This window comes from Aeromonas sp. R3-1, from assembly GCF_040908345.1.
Lineage (GTDB): Bacteria > Pseudomonadota > Gammaproteobacteria > Enterobacterales > Aeromonadaceae > Aeromonas > Aeromonas veronii.
The window spans coordinates 1-14,992 of the sequence record NZ_JBFODN010000089.1; the positions used below are offsets into that span (position 1 = coordinate 1).

Here is a 14,992-nt window from a genome sequence, read left to right on the forward strand (position 1 = left end):
TGGGTGGGCTGGTGGAGGGCGTTGATGATGCGCTGACCGAGCTTGATAAAGAACTGCTGGTTGGCCAGCTCGCGCCGCCCGCCGACCGTGTAGCCATTCTCCGGGAAGGTGAAGATAAGGTCGATATCCGAGGAGAAGTTAAGCTCGCCCCCCCCCAGCTTGCCCATGCCGAGGATAAGCAGCGGTTGCGGGTTGCCGTTGCCATCCATCGGGGTGCCCAGCTCGCTGCACTGTTTGGCGTAGAGCCAGTCGCGGGCGGAGCAGATCAGGGCATCCGCCAGTTTGGTGAGGTGGATAAAGCTCTCTTCCACTTCGGCGTGGCCCAGCAGCTCGCGCCAGGCGATCACCAGCATGCGGCTGCGGCGGAACTGGCGCAGGACGCGCTTGAGCGCCTCTTCATCGCTCACCTCGGCGAGCAGGGCGGTCAGATCTCTCTGGTAGGCGGGCCAGCGGTCGGAGCGCTCCAGATCTCCGGAGGCGAGCAGCTCGGTCAGCAACGCCGGCTGTTTGAAGAGGGAGTCGGCGACAAAATCGGAGAGACCGAGCAGGGTCAGCAGGGTCTGGCGAACGGGCTCGGGCAGCGAGCCATAGTCGGGGGCCAGTTCGATCAGCCGTTGCCATTGGCGCTCGGCCTGTTCTTGCAGCAGGGGGGAGAGGGCAGAGAAAGAGGGAGAATGCTGGGCCACGGTTGCCGTCCTTGTGGTTCACGACAGCTGGTTAACGACACGAGGTTAACAACGCTGCCGGTTCAAAATGGTGGCTGCCAATCTAGCACTGTCAGGCCCCCGCGTCACAGCGCAGGGGCGAGAAGCATGATCCGGCAAATAAAAATGGGCTCCCTGTCGGGAGCCCATCGGATTGCACTGGTCATTATCAGTGGCTGTCGACCCAGACGAACTTCAGGATGAACAGCAGGGCCACCACCAGCACGCAGGGGTTGATTTCGCGCCAGCGGCCGGTGCCTGCCTTCATCACGCAGTAGGAGATAAAGCCGACGGCGATCCCCTCGGTGATGGAGAAGCTGAACGGCATCATGACGGCGGTCATAAAGGCTGGTACCGCTTCGGTCAGATCTTCCCACTTCACCCGGGTCAGCTCGGAGCACATCAGCACGCCCACATAGATAAGGGCGCCAGCGGCGGCATAGGCCGGCACCATGGCGGCGACTGGAGAGAAGAAGATCGCCAGCAGGAACAGCAGGCCGACCACGATGGCAGTCAGACCGGTGCGGCCGCCGACGGCGACGCCGGAGCTGCTCTCGATAAAGGCGGTAACCGAGGAGGTGCCCATGAAGGCGCCGCCGACGGAGCTCACGCTATCCACCATCAGCGCCTGTTTCATGCGTGGGAAGTGGCCCTTGTCATCGGCCAGCTTGGCGCGGTTGGTGACACCGATCAGGGTGCCGGAAGAGTCGAACAGGTTGACCAGCATAAAGGAGAAGATGATCCCGGCGAGGCTGATATCGAGCGATCCCATCAGATCCAGTTGGCCGAACACCGGCTCGATGCTGGGGGGCATGGAGACAAAGCCCTTGAAGGTGACATCGCCAAACAGCCAGCCCAGACCGGTAGTGACCACGATGGCGATCAGCACGGCGGAGTGGACGCCGCGGGCGGAGAAGATGCAGATCAGGAAGAAACCGAGCAGACCCAGCAGGCAGGGCAGCGAGGTGAGATTGCCCACGGTTACCATAGTCGCGGGGCTGGCCACCACGATCCCGGCGTTGTGCAGGCCGAGCAGGGCGATCAGCAGACCGATACCGGCGGTGATGCCAACCCGCAGGGTGAGCGGAATGTTGCCGATCAGCCAGTAGCGCACCCGCAGCAGGGTGAGGATCAACAGACCCATGGCGCCCCAGAAGATGGTGCCCATGCCCACTTGCCAGGAGTAGCCCATACCTGCAACCACCACGAAGGCGAAGAAGGCGTTGAGGCCCATGGCGGGGGCCAGCGCGATGGGCAGGTTGGCCAACAGGCCCATCAGGATGCTGCCGATACCGGCGATGAGGCAGGTGGTGACGAACACGGCCTGGGTGTCCATGCCCGCCGCAGAGAGGATCTGCGGGTTGACGAACACGATGTAGACCATGGTCAGGAAGGTGGTGATACCGGCGATCACTTCGGTACGGGCGGTAGTGCCATGGCCTTGCAGGGCAAACAGGCGCTCAAGCAATCCTTGCCCGGCGGCCTGATTGGCAGCTTGGTGTTGTTGATTCATGTTGGATTCCAATAGGTGACGTGAAATAAGCAGCAGGGGAACGGGCTATCCCATCCATGTGGGGTAAATCGCCCTGTTTCTGGCGGTTAAGTAACCAGACTCGTCCTGATACCGTGACAGCGCGCACATTTTTACACAGGCGGCGCCGTTTACAAACCCCGGATCTGCGAAGCAGATCAATGAATAGAGTAAAAATTCAAACGTTTGCTTTTTGAGCATAAAAAAAGGTTCTCAGCAGAGAACCTTTTATCGAAAATTGGGGGCTTAGAGGGTTTTGAAGTAGCGCTCCACCAGCTGGGCCAGTACCGAGTCGAGCCGGTCTTGCACTTCACCCAGTTCACGGCCGAAGCGGCGCAGAAAGAGGCTTGCCTGCTCTTCGGTCAGCTTGCGCCCCTCGATAAAGAACTCCTGCTCAGGCAGTTGCTTGTCGTAGCGGGGGATCAGCACCCAGCTCACCAGCTCGGGCTCCACGGCGGCAAAAATCTTGGCGGCAGCAGCACAGAAGGTCTCTATGTGCTCCTTGCCATCCGGCCCGAGGCACCCCGGTTCAACCCGGATCTGGATGGTGAGTTTTTTCTCTATCGGGGTCGTCATCGTGCTACATCCATGCAAAGGCATCCGTCTAGGATTGTAAGTCAAAAGGCAACAGAAAGGGGAGCCGAAGCTCCCCTCAACACGCAGTCAGCCTTATTTGGCGATGCGCTTATATTTAGCGCGGTGCGGCTGGATCGCCTCGGCGCCGTAGGTCTTCTTCTTCCACTCTTCGTATTCGGTAAAGTTACCTTCGAAGAACTCGATCTTGCCCTCATCCTGATAGTCAAGGATGTGAGTGGCGATACGGTCGAGGAACCAGCGGTCGTGGGAGATGACCATGGCACAACCCGGGAACTCCAGCAGGGCGTTCTCGAGGGCGCGCAGGGTTTCGATATCCAGATCGTTGGTCGGTTCATCCAGCAGCAGCACGTTGCCGCCGGTCTGCAGCAGCTTGGCCAGATGCAGACGACCACGCTCACCACCGGAGAGTTCGCCAACCCGCTTCTGCTGGTCGGAACCCTTGAAGTTGAAGCGGCCGATATAGGCGCGGCTCGGGAACTCGTAGTTGCCGATGCGCAGGATATCCTGACCGTCAGCGACCTCTTCGAATACCGTCTTCTTGTCATCCATGCTGTCGCGGAACTGATCGACAGAGGCCAGCACCACGGTTTCACCTAGCGTGATGGCGCCGGAATCCGGCTGCTCCTGACCCGACATCATGCGGAACAGGGTCGACTTACCGGCACCGTTCGGGCCGATGATGCCGACGATGGCACCTTTCGGAATGGCAAACGACAGATCGTCGATCAGTACACGATCACCATAGGATTTGCGCAGGTTGGCCACTTCCACCACCTTGTCGCCGAGGCGCGGTCCGGGCGGAATGAACAGCTCGTTGGTCTCGTTGCGCTTCTGGTAGTCGTTGGTGTTGAGCTCTTCGAAGCGAGCCATACGGGCCTTGGACTTGGCCTGACGCCCTTTCGGGTTTTGACGAACCCACTCCAGCTCTTTCTCGATGGACTTGCGACGGGCCGCTTCGGAACTTGCTTCCTGCGCCAGACGGGCGTCCTTCTGCTCCAGCCAGGAGGAGTAGTTGCCTTCCCACGGGATACCTTCGCCGCGGTCCAGCTCCAGGATCCAGCCCGCCACGTTGTCGAGGAAGTAACGGTCGTGGGTGATCGCCACTACAGTGCCTTCGTAGTCGTGCAGGAAGCGCTCCAGCCAGGCCACGGATTCCGCATCCAGGTGGTTGGTCGGTTCGTCCAGCAGCAGCATGTCCGGCTTTTCCAGCAGCAGACGGCAGAGTGCCACACGGCGGCGCTCACCACCGGAGAGGTGCTTGATCTTGGCATCCCAGGCCGGCAGGCGCAGGGCATCGGCCGCGCGCTCCAGCTGGTTCTCCATGTTGTGGCCGCCCTGGGCCTGGATGATGGCTTCCAGCTCGCCCTGTTCGCGGGCCAGCTTGTCAAAGTCGGCATCCGGGTCGGCGTAGGCCGCATAGACCTCGTCCAGACGGGCCATGGCGCGCTTCACCTCGCCAACGGCCTCTTCGACCGCTTCGCGTACGGTCTGCTCCGGCTCCAGCTTCGGCTCCTGCGGCAGGTAGCCGATCTTGATGCCGGGCTGCGGACGGGCTTCCCCTTCGATCTCGGTGTCGATGCCCGCCATGATGCGCAGCAGGGTCGATTTACCGGCGCCGTTCAGACCCAGCACGCCGATCTTGGCGCCCGGGAAGAAGCTCAAGGAGATGTTCTTGAGAATATGACGCTTGGGCGGCACTACCTTGCCGACCCGGTTCATGGTGTAAATAAATTGAGCCATTGGCTAATTCTCTTCCTTTTCAGCAGGTTAATGTCTTGGCATTAACAGACTGATGTCGTGGTGGGGCCAGGTCGACACAGGTCAACCGGGTTCCAAAAAACCCGTCGATTGTAAACCAACGGACGAGGGGGGGCAAAGGTGGCACCCGGCTATGTCCCCCCTTTGCCGCAGCGGTCACGCCTTGCTGCATCAGCCGTGCAATTTGGGCATGATGTGGGCTGTCGTTTTGTCCCGGAGCCGTCATGAACCCATCCTCTGAAGCCCCCTCGCTGGCCGCCTTTCTCTGCACTATGGGATTGGACGCCGCGCTGAGTGAAGCCATCAGCCTGCGCTTGCCACGGCAGACGCTGCGTGCCGGTCAGGCACTGTTGGCGCAAGGGGCAGAGCAGGAAGCTGCCTTCTATATCGAAGCGGGCATCGCTCGCGCCTGCCACTACACCCGGGACGGACAGGAGCGCTGCAAGGAGTTCTACTTCGAGGGGGAACTCTGCCTGCTCTATGACAGCTGGCTCACGGGATCGATCGCCCGCTATCAGCTGGAGGCGCTGACGGCGCTGCAGGTGGTGCGGATGCCGCTCACCCTGCTGGATGAGCCCGCCTGGCAGCCGGTCTGCATGGCCCTGCTGCGACAGCAGCTCGGTTACAAGGAGCGCAAGGAGGCGTTTTTGCTGCTCCACTCCCCCGAGGAGCGCTATCGGGAGCTCTGTCACACCTTCCCCCACTGGCCTGCGCGACTGACCCAAGTGCAGCTCGCCAACTATATCGGCATCAGCCCGGTCACCCTGTCACGGATCCGCAGGCGCATTAACACGGGTTAATGCTGCTCTCCGACCATCCCCTCATGCTGCGCCATCCAAATGACGGATGAGGAGTGGATGATGTCGCTGTTTCTGTGGTCGCAGCTGGTGGTGAGCCTGGCCTTGTTGCTCGATCTGTTGTCGTTTCAGTTGCGGGATCGCCGCAGGATCCTGGCCTGTCTGGCCCTCTCCTGCGCCCTCAATGCCGGTCACTTTGCCCTGCTCGGGCAGTGGTCGGCCGCCAGCCTGTTGCTGCTGGCCAGCATGCGCTTTCTGGTCAGCATCTGGCTGGTTCGCCGCATCTTGGTGTGGTTTTTCATGGGGTTGGCCTGTGCGGCGGCGCTGGCGACCTATCAGGGCCTGCTCTCATGGATCGGGCTGCTGGCGAGCTTGCTGCAAACCCGGGCCGCGTTTTGCCCGGATGATCGCCTTTTGCGGCGCTGGATGCTGCTCGGTACCCTCTGCTGGCTGGGTAACAACCTGCTGGTGGGCTCACCGGTCGCCGCGCTGATGGAGGGGCTGTTTCTGGTCAGCAATCTGGTGGGTTACTACCGCCACTATGGCTTCGATTATTGGGGGCGTGGCCGCCACAGTGGCCGCAGAAAGGGGCGTGTGCCGCCTTCCGGTCGGGCGAGCTCCTGACCTCCCGCTCAGGGCTGCTTGTGGCCAGCGAAGTAGAGCACCCGTTTCACATACTCCTGCGTCTCGCCATAGGGTGGGATCCCGCCATAGCGTTCCACCGCTTTTTCCCCGGCATTGTAGGCTGCCGAGATCAGTACCCAGTCGCCATCGAAGCGGCGATCCAGCCATTTGAGATAACTGACGCCACCCTTGATGTTCTGGGCCGGATCGAATGGCCGGGTTACCCCGAACCGTTGCTGGGTTTCGGGGATGAGCTGCATCAGCCCTTGGGCATTCTTGGGGGAAACGGCACGGCTGTTGAGATTGGATTCGGCGATGGCAATCGCCAGTACCAGCCGGGCATCCACTTTATGGTGCTTGGCGGCGTGACGCAGCATGGTGACCAGCTTTTGCTTGGCGGGGGGCTGGCGGGCAACCCAGGAGTCGACATTGAAGGGGGTGGAAGGGAGCCCGGCCAGATAGCCACCCTGACCGCCATGGATCCCCATGCCACACCTATCCCCCATAGGGGCATTGCCGATACGGGCGTTGTAGTAGCGGGCGGCCTGTTGGTTACCCAGGCGCATAGCCAAGGCGAGGTAGCTGTTGGCCAGCTTGGCGCTGCGCACCGAGGCGGGGCCGGTGGCGAGCAGGCGGCCGATCCGGAAATATCCCTCTGGGTTGCCAGTGCTGGCGGCGACACAGTAGAGGGCGATGGCTTTTTGCAGATTGCCGTGTTGCTGGGCCACTTGACCCTGCTTGATCGCCGTCAGCGCCTTGGGGGCCTGTCTGAAATCCCTGCCTTGTGCCATCGCCTGCGGCGTACCTGCCAGTAACAACGACAAAAAAAGCAGCAAAAACAGTCCGTTTTCGCTGATGTGCCTCATGGGTTATCTCCTGTTTGAGTACAGAAGATATAGAGGAACATGGCTGCTATCGCTACGAACCCAGTGGATCCTGTTGTTATAGCGGGGGGATTTCAGAGAGCAAAACGGTATGGAACTAACGGCATCTCGACAGTTTCACACCATTTTTCATCCGGTTAAAAGTCGTGGTGATACTCCTGCTCATCCAGCACCGTGGGAGGAAGCGTGCGATAGAAGCTGCCAATTTCGCTGACAACCCAGAGCGAAAGCAGGGCCAGCAGGCTGAGCAGGGGAAGCAGAGAGTGGCTCTGGGTCAGGGCATAGGCCGCAATGGCGGCACCGGTCAAAAGCAGGGTTCGGATCATGAGGTGGCTCCTTGTCGTCATGGGGGTATTGCGTGGCCACGGACAGAGCGCCTGGGGTCGGGAGTTGTTCCCGGGTGGCACGAAGCGTGCTGAGTATATCGCGTCATGCCGCTGCCGATCCGTGGTGTCATCACACTTTCCATAGTCATGGGGGTCGTATCGAGTTGAGCCCCGCTAGGTGCGGGGCCAGTAATGGTTTGACGGTCAGAAGAAACCGCCGTTGTTATCGTCACTGTCGGCCCAGCCGCTACTCTGGCTATCGTCGTCGAGAAAATTGCTGCCAGCATCGGGAGGTGAATCCCAGCCGTCCCAGCGCACCGGTTCCGCATCGACCGGATTGGCAATGGGGGCAGGCTCTATGATGTCGATGATTTCCTCGGGGCGGTTGTGGTGAAACAGTCCGCCGATCATATCGGCCAGCATCACGCCACTGGCCACACCGGCGGCGGTTTGCAGGGCGCCGCCCAAAAAGGAGCTGGTACGGGATGCTGGCTGGGCAGGAGCGGATGCCGGTGGCGGCGTAAAGCGCGGAGGAGGGCTGCTTTCGCTACCAAACAGGCCGGAGAGAAAACTGCCACCATTTGGGGCGCTCTGGCTGGCTTCCAGCTCCTTGACCCGCTCGTTGAGGCGAGTAAGGGCAGCCTGCTGAATTAGCAGCGCCTGGGCCATGTAGTAGGGGGCATCGGGTTGCTGGGCCAGATGCTGGCGGATCAGCTGGTCCGCTTGTTGGTCTCGCTTGCTATCCCTGGCTTGCGCTTGCTTGAGGCGGTCGAACAGTCCATCGATCAGACCCTGTTCCTGTGATTGCATCTCAAATCCTCGCTATGGTGCGCAGACAGTGCGTTTAGCCATCCTAAAACCCGCGGGGCATCAGTGGTATCTGATTAACTCATCAATGACCGGAAGGCTGATTCATCTGTTCGCTCATGGTGTCGATGAAGTGGCGGATCGCTGCTGATTGCCCGTCATAAAGCACGCAGAGATCGGCGGGGATCGCCTGTTCGAGGCGGATGAAGCGGACGTGGGGCCACTTCTGGCGGGCGTAGCTGGCAGGCACCAACGCTACCTGTTGGCTGGTGGCCACCACCGCCATCAGAGTGTTGGGTTCAACCACTTCCTGATTGAGGTGGGGGTAGAAACCCTCTACCAGGCAGGCGTTGATGATGAGATCGGTAGAGGAGGAGTTGGCGCGGCTCATCAGCACGAACTGCTCCCCGGCAAGTTCAGGCAAGGAGACCAGTTTGCGATCTCGCAGCGGATGCTCGTCCGATACCACCAGCACCATGGATTCACGATAGACAGTCTCGGCCAGCAGTGGGTGGATGTTGACGGTATCGGCGAAGCGGGCGAGGCCGAGATCTATCTCATTATTGGCCAGAGCCTGCTTCTGCCGCTCCGGGGAGAGCTCGGTGAAGGTGATTTCGAACACGGGGTAGCGCTGGTGGCACTGGCGGATCACCTCGCCAAAGCCGGCCCAGAAGATGGAGCTGACCAGCCCGATGCGGATCTGGTTGCGCTCCATGCGTCCCGCCTGAACTACCCGGTTAAGGCCACTTTCCAGCACGTCAAACAGCAAAGTGCACTCGGCTTGCAGCAGACGGCCGGTGGCTGTGAGGCTCACCTGGCGGGTATGGCGCTCGAACAGTGTCAGCCCCAGCAGGGATTCGAGTTCCTTTATCTGGGCGCTGAGCGGTGACTTGGAGACATTGAGCTGCTGGGCTGCCCGGCTGAAGTGACCATGACTAGCCACTGCATGGAAGTAGCGCAGCATCTTGAGGGTGACGCGATCGCGCCAGTGACTGTCTAGGGCCAAGTGACCTCCTTCTATTGCTGATAGAGAACCGGGGGCGATCCCCGTCAAAGTTTTCACTGTCCGTGCAGATAGCAGCAGGGCCGCTGCGCGGCGGATGGTCGATCTGCTTCACACCTTTGCCGGGCCGTTTTGACCCTGCCGAGTCGGGTTGGCGATAAAACGGGCCCAATCAGCACTACTGATGTCTGTTCCTGCCGTTTGCAGCCATTCCCTTGAGGGTTATTGTGCTGAAAATCGGGATAGTAAGGCCGATTTTAGCGATTTTTATCGCTCAATACCTCTCCTAGAGTGAGCGTCATGTCTCATTCACAGCCTCAAGAGGTACAGCTCATGCAACAAGATCCGGTACTCAACGCCGTCGCCACCATTCTCGCCTGCAAGCCAGGTTTCGCTCCCCGCGCCGCCATGATCCTGGGCTCTGGCCTCGGCGTGCTGGCCGATGCACTGCAGGAGAAGGTCACCATCCCCTATGAGGAGCTGGATGGTTTCCCGGTAAGCACGGTAGCTGGCCACAGCGGCGAGCTGGTGCTCGGCAAGCTGCACGGGGTGGACGTGATCTGCATGAAGGGGCGCGGTCACTACTACGAACACGAAACCATGAAGGTGATGACCACCCCGGTGCGCACCTTCAAGCGTCTGGGCTGCGAGCTGCTGCTGGTGACCAATGCGGCCGGCTCGTTGCGCCCGGAGCGGATCGGAGTCGGCTCTCTGGTCATCTTCAACGATCATATCAACACCATGCCGGGCACTCCCATGACAGGGGCCAATGACGAGGCCTATGGCCCGCGTTTCTTCAGTCTGGCCAATGCCTATGACAAGGCGCTGCGCAGCGAGGCGCTGGCGCTGGCCGAGCAGGAGGGGATCGCCGTCAATCAGGGAGTGTTTGTCTCCTACAGCGGCCCCTGTTTCGAGACCGCGGCCGAGATCCGCATGATGCAGATCATCGGTGGCGACGTGGTGGGGATGTCGGTGGTGCCAGAAGTGGTCAGCGCTGCCCACTGTGCCTTGCCGGTACTGGCCATCTGCGCCATCACCAACATGGCGGAGGGGCTTGGTGACGTGCAGCTCTCCCACGAGCAGACCCTCAAGTGCGCCAAGCTGGCGGAAACGGACTTCATCCGCCTCATCAACGTCTTTATCAAGCACCACTTCCAGTAAGCAGGGAACGACCAGGAGGTCAGTTATGTTTGCAGCAGGATTTCTCGGTATGGCGGTGCTGATCCTCATCGCCGTGCTCGCATCGACCAACCGCAGGGCCATTCGCCTGCGCACAGTGGGGTTGGCGCTGGCCTTGCAGGTCGCCATCGGTGCCTTGGTACTCTATGTGCCATTGGGGCGCCGGGCGCTGGAGGGGATGGCTCACGGGGTTGATGCCGTGTTGGCGAGTGGCAAGGCAGGCATCCACTTCCTGTTTGGCAACCTGGTCAACTTCTCGGTGGACGGCATCGGCTTCGTGTTTGCCCTCAATGTGCTGCCGCTGGTGGTGTTCTTCTCGGCGCTGATCGCCGTGCTCTACTACCTCGGCATCATGCAGGTGGTGATCCGCTTCATCGGCGGCGCCATGGCCCGTCTGCTAGGCACCTCCCAGACCGAATCCATGTCTGCGGTGGCCAACGTCTTCGTCGGCCAGAGCGAGGCGCCGCTGGTGGTCAAACCCTACATGCCCAAGATGAGCGATTCGGAGTTCTTCGCCGTCATGTGTGGTGGCATGGCTTCGGTCTCCGGCACCGTGCTGGCGGGTTACGCCATGATGGGGGTCGACATGCAGTACCTGTTGGCCGCCTCCTTCATGGCTGCGCCTGGCGGTATCCTGTTCGCCAAGCTGATCATCCCCGAAACCAGCCAGCCGGACTATGTGTTCGACAACAGCATCCAGTTTGACGGCAAGAAGCCGGAGAACGTTCTGGCGGCGGCAGGCGAGGGTGCCAGCAGCGGCCTCAAGCTGGCGGCGGCCATCGGCGCCATGCTGATCGCCATGATCGGGCTGGTGACCCTGGTCAACACCTTGTTGGGCGGGGTGGGGGAGATGGTGGGCATGCCGCTCTCTCTCGAACTCATTCTGGGCTGGATCTTCTCGCCGCTTGCCTTCCTACTCGGGGTACCGCTGGCGGACATCGGCATCGCCGGCGCCATGATCGGCAAGAAGCTGGTGGTAAACGAGTTTGTGGCCTATAGCGACCTATCTCCCTACCTGAAGGATGCCAGCACTGTAGCTGCGGCCGGTCTGCAGGTGCTGGAGGAGAAGTCCAAGGTGATTATCAGCTTCGCTCTGTGCGGCTTTGCTAACCTGGCTTCCATGGGGATCCTGATCGGCGGCCTCGGCACCCTCTGCCCTTCCCGCACCGACTTTATTGCCCGCTATGGCCTGCGTACCGTGCTGGCTGCCACCAGTTCCAACCTGATGAGCGCCGCCATCGCCGGGATTTTCTTCTCTCTGGCCTGAGCGTCCCATCCCTTGTCCAGGGGCGCCGCGGTGCCCCTTCCTCATCCCAACAGGAGCCTTCCATGATTCCAGATACTGTTTTTGAACCTGTCTGTACCTCCACCGAGGCTGCCATACGGGCCATCCGCTTGATGGATCTCACCAGCCTCAACGACGATGACCACGATGCGCGCATCATCGCGCTTTGCCATCAGGCGAAGACCCCATTTGGCCACACGGCCGCAGTTTGCATCTATCCGCGCTTCGTGGCACTGGCCAAGCTCACCCTGGCGGCGCAGGGTACTCCCGAGGTCAGGGTTGCCACCGTGGTCAACTTCCCGCACGGTGACGATGACCCGGCAACTGTGCTGGCTGAGACCCGTACAGCCCTCACAGATGGTGCCGACGAGATCGATCTGGTGATCCCTTGGCGTGCGCTCAAGGCGGGGGACGATATGCCCGCCCGGGCGCTGGTGCGTGGCTGCAAGGCGTTGTGCGGAACTCGGCGGCTCAAGGTGATCATCGAATCCGGTGAGCTGCAGGATCCCGCGCTTATCCGCGCCGCCTCTCTGCTCGCCATCGAGGAGGGGGCCGACTTCATCAAGACTTCCACCGGCAAGGTGCCGGTCAATGCCACCCCAGCGGCGTGCCACATCATGCTGGCGGCCATCGCCGAGTGCGGTGCGCAGAACCAGGTCGGTTTCAAGGCGGCAGGCGGGGTGAAAAGTGTGCAGGACGCTGCGGAGTATCTGGCCATGGCGGCAGCACACTTTGGCAATGAGTGGCTGGTTGCCGAACATTTTCGCTTTGGTGCTTCCAGCCTGCTCGGCCAGTTGCTGGCCACTATTGAGGGCAAGAAGCCGGTTGCTGCCGACGGCAGTTATTGAATTATTCCAATCCAGTGCGGCGCCCGGCGGGGCGCCCCTTTGCACAGGTGCATGCCATGTCCCATCCCCGTTTTCATTTAGTGCAGGCTCACGGCAAGGTGTTGTTGTTCACCCTGCTCATCAGTCTCTCCTTTCCCATCGGTAGCGCCCTCACCGCGGTGCTGGACCCTCTGGTGGTCACCTGGGCGCGCTACTTGCTGGCGGCGCTTACCTTCGTGACTCTATTGGCTTGCCAACGTCGTCTGGTGCAGCCTTCGCTGCGGGATCTGGGGCGTTATACCCTCATCTCGCTGCCGGCCCTCTGCTACTTCGTCGCCATGTTCGTGGCGCTGCAGGAGACCAGCGCCCTCGATGCCAGCGCGCTCTACACCACGGTTCCCCTCATCAGCGCGCTGGCCAGCATGCTTATGTTACAACGCCGCATCGGTTGGTCGATGGCGTTTGCATTGCTGGGGGGAATGGTGGCGGCTGCTCTCATCATCTTTCGCGGTGAGCTGAGCCAGCTGGCGAGTCTGAGCCTCACCCCCAGCAATCGCATCTATCTGCTTGGCTGTGTGGGGATGGCCCTCAACCCCATAGTGGTGAAGCGCTATTACCGGGGGGAGTCGTTTGCCCATCTCACCTGCTGGACTCTGATCTGCGCCACCCTGTTGCTCACTCTGGTGGCAGCGCCGCGGCTGCTGGCGACCGACTGGCAGCAGGTGTCACTGACGCTCTGGCTTGGTCTTGCCTATTTGGCGTTGTTTGCCACGGCGCTCAGCTTCTTTTTGTTTCAGCAGGGGAGTGTGGTGCTGCAGCCGGAGCAGGTCTCGGCCTACACCTATCTGATCCCGGTACTGGTGCTGTTGACCGGCATGTTGAGCGGGGAGGAGGTAATCTGGCGGCAGGTGGGCTGGGGTGTGCTCGGCGTGCTGCTGACCATGGCGGTCATGGTACTGGTGCCTGTTCGGCAGACACGTCGCGCCTGAAGCAGGTCAGCGGGCGTGCCGATAGTAGTCGAGATACCAGCGGACAAACTCGGCAACACCTTGCTTGAGGGGCGTAGCGGGGCGCAGACCGGTGAGGGTGTGTAGCGGTTCGCTGTCGGCCCAGGTGGCGTGCATGTCGCCTGCCTGCATCGGCAGCATCCGCTTGATGGCGGGTTTGCCGAGGGCATCCTCCAGCGCCTCGATAAAGTCGAGCAGCCGCACCGGTTGGCCGTTGCCGATATTGAGGATGCGGTAGGGGGCGGCGCTCTCGGCCGCGCTCTGCTCGCTGGCGTGCCAATCGGAATTGGGGCGGGGCGGCTGGTCGGCCACAGCGAGGATCCCCTCGACGATGTCGTCGATATAGGTGAAGTCGCGGCTGAGATCGCCGTGGTTGTACACATCGATGGGCTCGTCCGCGAGGATGGCGCGGGTGAACTTGATGATGGCCATGTCGGGGCGGCCCCAGGGGCCGTAGACGGTAAAGAAGCGCAGCCCTGTGGTGGGCAGGCCATAGAGCGCCGAGTAGGCGTGGGCCATCAGCTCGCCGCTCTTTTTGGTGGCGGCATAGAGGGAGATCGGGTGATCCACCTGCTGCGCAGTGGAGTAGGGCATCTGATCCCCCATGCCATAGACCGAGCTGGAGGAGGCGTAGATGAGGTGCTGAATCCCGTGGTGACGACACCCCTCCAGCACCGTCAGCATGCCGGTGAGGTTGCTGTCGGCATAGGCGAACGGATTGTCGATGGAGTAACGCACCCCCGCTTGCGCCCCCAGATGGATCACCCGCTCGAAACCATGACGGGCAAAGAGAGCCGCCATCGCCTCGCGATCTGCCAGATCCAGCCGCTCGAAGCGAAAATGGGGGACACTGGCCAGTTGGGCCAGCCGCGCCTCTTTCAGACTCACCTCGTAGTAGTCGTTGAGGTTGTCGATCCCCACCACCTGGTGACCTGCGGCGCACAGCTGGCTGGCTACATGAAAACCGATAAAACCGGCGACGCCGGTGACCAGATAGATCATGGTTGAATCTCCGGGTTGCAGCTGGTGTTGGCAGGCGGCTTTTGGGCGGGAAGATGTGGCCGCCCGATGGCGTGATAGTCAAACCCAAGTTCGCTGAGCTGGCGGGGGTCATAGAGGTTGCGGCCATCGATGATGACGGGCTGGTTGAGCAGCGCTTTCAGCTGCTGGAAGTCGGGGGCGCGAAACGCCTGCCACTCGGTGCAGATCAGCAGGGCATCGGCCCCTTCCAGTGCCGCTTCCTGAGTCGGACAGAGCAGCAGATCCGGCCGCTGGCCGTAGATCTGGCGGGCACGCCCCATCGCCTTGGGATCAAAGGCCTGCACCCGGCCACCGGCCGCCCAGATGGCGGCCAGAAGCGGGCGGCTCGGCGCATCGCGCATATCGTCGGTGCCGGGTTTGAACGCCAGCCCCCACAGGGCGAAGGTGCGACCGCGCAGATCCGGCCCGAAGCGGGTCAGCAGAGTTTGCGCCATCTTCTGTTGCTGGCGCTGGTTGACCTGCTCGACCGCCGCTAAGAGCGGGGCGTTGCAGCCGACACTCGCCGCGGTATGGCGCAACGACTTGATATCCTTGGGGAAGCAGGAGCCGCCGTAGCCGCAGCCCGGGTAGATAAAGTGGTAACCGATGCGGGGATCGGCCCCCATCCCCTGGCGCACCGCCT

Annotated in this window: 15 protein-coding genes and 1 pseudogene; 6 read left to right on the forward strand and 10 right to left on the reverse strand. The window is 61.4% G+C overall.

Annotation, left to right across the window (positions count from 1 at the left end; genetic code table 11):
• The 4 genes and pseudogenes from AB5Y85_RS05760 to ettA form a co-directional block, all read right to left on the reverse strand.
• Positions 1 to 686: pseudogene (locus AB5Y85_RS05760) on the reverse strand (bifunctional glutamine synthetase adenylyltransferase/deadenyltransferase); the annotation flags it as partial.
• Positions 687 to 873: 187 nt separating this feature from the next.
• Entirely contained in the window at positions 874 to 2,217 is a 1,344-nt protein-coding gene (locus AB5Y85_RS05765; RefSeq protein ID WP_047439912.1) for an NCS2 family permease, read from the reverse strand.
• Between the two features lie 264 nt (positions 2,218 to 2,481).
• The gene (locus tag AB5Y85_RS05770; RefSeq protein WP_005343410.1) at positions 2,482 to 2,811 is read right to left on the reverse strand and encodes a hypothetical protein; all 330 of its coding nucleotides are present in this window, start codon (positions 2,809 to 2,811) and stop codon (positions 2,482 to 2,484) included.
• Positions 2,812 to 2,904: 93 nt separating this feature from the next.
• A complete protein-coding gene (ettA, locus tag AB5Y85_RS05775; RefSeq protein ID WP_005338959.1) occupies positions 2,905 to 4,572 on the reverse strand; it encodes an energy-dependent translational throttle protein EttA in 1,668 nt (555 codons plus the stop codon).
• A gap of 242 nt (positions 4,573 to 4,814) precedes the next feature.
• Here ettA and AB5Y85_RS05780 point away from each other — a divergent pair, with 242 nt between their 5' ends.
• Positions 4,815 to 5,390 (forward strand): Crp/Fnr family transcriptional regulator, encoded by a 576-nt coding sequence (locus AB5Y85_RS05780; RefSeq protein ID WP_257687211.1) that lies wholly within the window; start codon positions 4,815 to 4,817, stop codon positions 5,388 to 5,390.
• Positions 5,391 to 5,447: 57 nt separating this feature from the next.
• The gene (locus AB5Y85_RS05785) at positions 5,448 to 6,011 is read left to right on the forward strand and encodes a YgjV family protein (protein WP_257687212.1); all 564 of its coding nucleotides are present in this window, start codon (positions 5,448 to 5,450) and stop codon (positions 6,009 to 6,011) included.
• 8 nt (positions 6,012 to 6,019) lie between these two features.
• Here AB5Y85_RS05785 and AB5Y85_RS05790 read toward each other — a convergent pair whose 3' ends face one another.
• The 4 genes from AB5Y85_RS05790 to AB5Y85_RS05805 all read right to left on the reverse strand — a co-directional run bounded on the left by AB5Y85_RS05790 (position 6,020) and on the right by AB5Y85_RS05805 (position 9,034).
• Positions 6,020 to 6,877 (reverse strand): lytic transglycosylase domain-containing protein, encoded by an 858-nt coding sequence (locus tag AB5Y85_RS05790; RefSeq protein WP_257687213.1) that lies wholly within the window; start codon positions 6,875 to 6,877, stop codon positions 6,020 to 6,022.
• A 155-nt stretch (positions 6,878 to 7,032) separates the two neighbouring features.
• Positions 7,033 to 7,221 carry a hypothetical protein gene (locus tag AB5Y85_RS05795; protein ID WP_076492814.1) on the reverse strand — a complete coding sequence of 63 codons (189 nt, stop codon included), beginning with the start codon at positions 7,219 to 7,221 and terminating at the stop codon, positions 7,033 to 7,035.
• Positions 7,222 to 7,425: 204 nt separating this feature from the next.
• The gene (locus tag AB5Y85_RS05800) at positions 7,426 to 8,031 is read right to left on the reverse strand and encodes a DUF2076 domain-containing protein (RefSeq protein ID WP_257687214.1); all 606 of its coding nucleotides are present in this window, start codon (positions 8,029 to 8,031) and stop codon (positions 7,426 to 7,428) included.
• A gap of 82 nt (positions 8,032 to 8,113) precedes the next feature.
• Entirely contained in the window at positions 8,114 to 9,034 is a 921-nt protein-coding gene (locus AB5Y85_RS05805) for a LysR family transcriptional regulator (protein WP_257687215.1), read from the reverse strand.
• Positions 9,035 to 9,364: 330 nt separating this feature from the next.
• Between AB5Y85_RS05805 and xapA the strand changes: the two genes are divergently transcribed.
• The 4 genes from xapA (at position 9,365) to AB5Y85_RS05825 (ending at position 13,311) form a co-directional block, all read left to right on the forward strand.
• Positions 9,365 to 10,192, forward strand: coding sequence for a xanthosine phosphorylase (xapA, locus tag AB5Y85_RS05810; protein WP_047438189.1), 828 nt, complete (start codon positions 9,365 to 9,367; stop codon positions 10,190 to 10,192).
• 25 nt (positions 10,193 to 10,217) lie between these two features.
• Positions 10,218 to 11,477 carry a NupC/NupG family nucleoside CNT transporter gene (locus tag AB5Y85_RS05815; protein WP_047438187.1) on the forward strand — a complete coding sequence of 420 codons (1,260 nt, stop codon included), beginning with the start codon at positions 10,218 to 10,220 and terminating at the stop codon, positions 11,475 to 11,477.
• Between the two features lie 62 nt (positions 11,478 to 11,539).
• Positions 11,540 to 12,343 (forward strand): deoxyribose-phosphate aldolase, encoded by an 804-nt coding sequence (gene deoC / locus AB5Y85_RS05820; RefSeq protein ID WP_052200050.1) that lies wholly within the window; start codon positions 11,540 to 11,542, stop codon positions 12,341 to 12,343.
• 56 nt (positions 12,344 to 12,399) lie between these two features.
• Entirely contained in the window at positions 12,400 to 13,311 is a 912-nt protein-coding gene (locus AB5Y85_RS05825) for a DMT family transporter (RefSeq protein WP_103252289.1), read from the forward strand.
• A 6-nt stretch (positions 13,312 to 13,317) separates the two neighbouring features.
• Here the strand turns inward: AB5Y85_RS05825 and AB5Y85_RS05830 are convergent, their stop codons facing one another.
• Entirely contained in the window at positions 13,318 to 14,331 is a 1,014-nt protein-coding gene (locus tag AB5Y85_RS05830) for an NAD-dependent epimerase (protein ID WP_257687216.1), read from the reverse strand.
• The coding region (locus tag AB5Y85_RS05835) for a UDP binding domain-containing protein (protein WP_368221269.1) at positions 14,328 to 14,992 on the reverse strand (665 nt) is incomplete at its 5' end. The genes AB5Y85_RS05830 and AB5Y85_RS05835, both read right to left, overlap by 4 nt.

Coding starts and splice junctions, on each gene's coding strand:
- AB5Y85_RS05780 (WP_257687211.1), top strand. CDS start 4,815: ATGAACCCATCCTCTGAAGCCCCCTCGCTGGCCGCCTTTCTCTGCACT.
- AB5Y85_RS05830 (WP_257687216.1), bottom strand. CDS start 14,331: ATGATCTATCTGGTCACCGGCGTCGCCGGTTTTATCGGTTTTCATGTA.
- AB5Y85_RS05825 (WP_103252289.1), top strand. CDS start 12,400: ATGTCCCATCCCCGTTTTCATTTAGTGCAGGCTCACGGCAAGGTGTTG.
- AB5Y85_RS05795 (WP_076492814.1), bottom strand. CDS start 7,221: ATGATCCGAACCCTGCTTTTGACCGGTGCCGCCATTGCGGCCTATGCC.
- ettA (WP_005338959.1), bottom strand. CDS start 4,572: ATGGCTCAATTTATTTACACCATGAACCGGGTCGGCAAGGTAGTGCCG.
- AB5Y85_RS05770 (WP_005343410.1), bottom strand. CDS start 2,811: ATGACGACCCCGATAGAGAAAAAACTCACCATCCAGATCCGGGTTGAA.
- AB5Y85_RS05790 (WP_257687213.1), bottom strand. CDS start 6,877: ATGAGGCACATCAGCGAAAACGGACTGTTTTTGCTGCTTTTTTTGTCG.
- AB5Y85_RS05800 (WP_257687214.1), bottom strand. CDS start 8,031: ATGCAATCACAGGAACAGGGTCTGATCGATGGACTGTTCGACCGCCTC.
- AB5Y85_RS05815 (WP_047438187.1), top strand. CDS start 10,218: ATGTTTGCAGCAGGATTTCTCGGTATGGCGGTGCTGATCCTCATCGCC.
- AB5Y85_RS05765 (WP_047439912.1), bottom strand. CDS start 2,217: ATGAATCAACAACACCAAGCTGCCAATCAGGCCGCCGGGCAAGGATTG.
- xapA (WP_047438189.1), top strand. CDS start 9,365: ATGCAACAAGATCCGGTACTCAACGCCGTCGCCACCATTCTCGCCTGC.
- deoC (WP_052200050.1), top strand. CDS start 11,540: ATGATTCCAGATACTGTTTTTGAACCTGTCTGTACCTCCACCGAGGCT.
- AB5Y85_RS05785 (WP_257687212.1), top strand. CDS start 5,448: ATGATGTCGCTGTTTCTGTGGTCGCAGCTGGTGGTGAGCCTGGCCTTG.